The sequence below is a fragment of the Pontibacterium sp. genome, assembly GCF_041587635.1.
In the GTDB taxonomy this organism is placed as follows: Bacteria; Pseudomonadota; Gammaproteobacteria; order Pseudomonadales; family Balneatricaceae; genus Pontibacterium.
Genome location: NZ_JBFGYC010000537.1, coordinates 1 through 2,778, shown reverse-complemented (window position 1 = coordinate 2,778; position 2,778 = coordinate 1). Strand labels below are relative to the sequence as shown.

The window sequence follows — 2,778 nt, the reverse complement described above, 5'->3', positions numbered from 1 at the left end:
CGCGCTTCAACACAGGCACGTGCCGGTTTTTCACAGTCAGCGACCCACGCGTCATACACCGCATTCATTGCCGCAAAATCTTTCATGTCACGTACGTAGATGGTGATCGACAGGAGTTTGTTACGCTCGCTGCCCGCTTCAGCCAGCAGGGCATCAATTTTATCCAGGCAGCGCTGCGTCTGTTCCGCCGTATCCCATTCAGGATCGCTCGCGGTCTGACCACACAGGTATACGGTGCCGTTGTGTTTAACAATTTTGCTCATGCGGTCGTTAGAACCAATACGCTCGATGCTCATTTCTCTGTCTCTCCGGATATCAATGAGGGTGTTCAAAAGTCTCTTATGAGGGGTTACAGCACCTTGCGCTCGAAGCGGTCGATGCGCAGTTTGTTCAGATCAAAGCGGGATCTTCCGTCGATAATCAGCTCGGCCATCACCTGACCGACAATCGGTCCCATCTGGAAACCGTGGGCTGAAAAACCAAAGGCGTGATAGGCGTTGTCGGCGTTTACACTTTTGCCAATCACGGGCAGGTTATCCGGCATATAGGCTTCCAATCCGGCCCACATCCGGTTAACCGAAGCGGTTTTCATGATCGGGAAAAACTCCACCACATTCCGTGCACCCACGGCCATTTTGGCGTAGTCGAGGCGGGTCCGGTTGTTGTCCCGGTCGGCAAAGCCTTTCGCGCCACCGCCGATCAGGACGGTGCCGTTTTCAAACTGTTTAAAGGACAACGGGCGGCTGACCGCACCCACTACCGGGGTGGCAAAATGCGGCATGCGGGTGGTGATCATCAGCATCGGTGCACTGTGGGTCAGAGGTACGTTGTCGCCGATTTTAACGGCCACCTTGTCAGCCCATGCGCCGGAGCAGTTCACCAGATGTTCCGCTTCATAGCGGCCTTTATCGGTTTCTACCAGCCAGTACTGACCGACTTTGCGGATCTGCTGAGCGGTAACCCCTTCAATAAACTGTGCGCCTAAACGTTCAGCAGCACGGCGAAACGCCAGTGTGGATTGATAGGGAATGGCATAGCCGTCCGTCTCTGACACCACGCCACCGACACAATGCGGGGCCACGTGGGGTAGTCGTTCACGCAGTTCCTGCTGATCGATCATCACTTCATGGTGATAGCCCAGATCGTGCATCAGGGCCTGACGGTTACGCAGGGTATCCAGATCCTGAGTATCGGCGGCGATATTGATCAGCGAACGGGCACGGAAGCCGGTGTCCGCATCCAGTTCATCATCCAGCCGGTGCCAGAGCGCCATGGATGCTTTGCTCAGCTCGACCTCTGCGACATCACGGCCAAGCAGGCGTACACCGCCTGCGTTCACACCGGATGCATGACGGGAGACCCAATCCTTCTCCAGAACGGTGACGGAGACGCCCTGACGCGCCAGATTGTAAGCGGTGGCACAGCCCTGAATACCACCACCAATAATCAGTACATCGCTGTTCATACGGGTCATGATTTGGCTCCTGTATTGGACTGTTGGGCCGGCTCTACACGGCTGAACTGGCCCAACTCGGTCAGGTTAAGCAGACGCATCGGAGAGCGCAGACGGTAGTAACCGACCTGATCAACCGTCGTACCCCGCCACTGGGCCAGCAGTTCGCTGACAGTGTGGCCACACTGGCGTCCCTGACAGGGCCCCATACCACAGCGCGTCATGCCTTTCAGGTCCTGAGGCCCGCTCGCGCCGAGTTCAAAGCCCCGTTGCAGATCGGCGACGGTGCGTTCTTCACAGCGACATACCACGGTATCAGGTGCATCAGGAATTCGGTGTGCATCAATCGGGCGATACAGTCGGTCGATAAAGCGGCGGAATTTATTGAGCTTTTCGAGTTCACGAAACAGCGGGCGTGCTTGCTGGTCGCGTTCCTCGGCACTGATCTGGTGGTGACGTTGCAGCTGATTCAGTGCCACCAGTTTTCCCATCAATGCAGCACCATCGGCGCCGACGATACCACTGCCGTCACCGGCGACGGAGATCGTTGGCACGGAGCTTTGGCCCCAGCGGTTAAGCTTGGGTTTCCAGCACAGCTGTTGTTCACACCAAGCATGTTCCAGACCTAAAGCACGGGTCAGGTTCAGGTTGGGAATGACGCCCTGATGCAAGAAAATATGGTCGGCTTCGATCCGACGGCCTTCGTGACCTGAGGTAAATTTCAAGCCGGTTGCCGCACTCTCGCCGGTGATCTCCAGGTCTGTGGCAAAACGGTAAACGGGTACGCCCGCTTTGCGGATCTCATTGAGCAGCAATAAACCTTTGCTGACCATCTTGGGCGCGCTTAACGTACCGCTTATCTCTTTCATTGAGTCGATATAGGCGGATTTGGGGGTGGTATCGATCAGGGCTTTGACCGGTACACCTAAACGCAAGTACTGGGCCACGATCAGATACAGCAAGGGTCCGGTACCGACAAATACCGCGTTATCGCGTACCAGTCCGTCGGATTTCAGCATGACCTGTGCACTACCGGCAGACATGACGCCCGGCAGGTGCCAGCCCGGAATCGGAAAAGGGCGTTCCATCGCGCCGCCGCTGATAATCAGCTCACGTGCGGTCAGGCTTTGGGTGCCACCATCGCGGGAGAATAATACTTCGCCGTTATCGCCCACATGCCAGACACTGGCACCGGACAGATGTTCGGCGTTGCAGTTTTGAAAGGCTTCAACCAGTTTGGCGCCTTTCAGGTAGTCTTCGCCCAGTGCTTCAGGTTGTGTCAGCGGGCTGCTGGTCACTTTACGGTAGATCTGGCCACCGGGCTG

The 2,778-nt window shown here is 56.6% G+C and carries 3 protein-coding genes; all 3 read right to left on the bottom strand.

Annotated elements, in window-relative coordinates; translation table 11 throughout:
• On the bottom strand, positions 1-296 hold a 296-nt coding region (locus ABYW01_RS18655), incomplete at its 3' end, for a RidA family protein (protein ID WP_372835777.1).
• 53 nt (positions 297-349) lie between these two features.
• On the bottom strand, positions 350-1,474 hold the full coding sequence (locus ABYW01_RS18650; protein ID WP_372835775.1) for an NAD(P)/FAD-dependent oxidoreductase: 1,125 nt from the start codon (positions 1,472-1,474) through the stop codon (positions 350-352).
• A partial coding sequence (locus tag ABYW01_RS18645; RefSeq protein ID WP_372835774.1) for an NAD(P)/FAD-dependent oxidoreductase occupies positions 1,471-2,778 on the bottom strand: 1,308 nt, incomplete at its 5' end. The genes ABYW01_RS18645 and ABYW01_RS18650, both read right to left, overlap by 4 nt.

Excerpts from the sequence above, each read along its gene's own strand:
- ABYW01_RS18650 (WP_372835775.1), bottom strand. The coding sequence starts at position 1,474 with ATGACCCGTATGAACAGCGATGTACTGATTATTGGTGGTGGTATTCAG.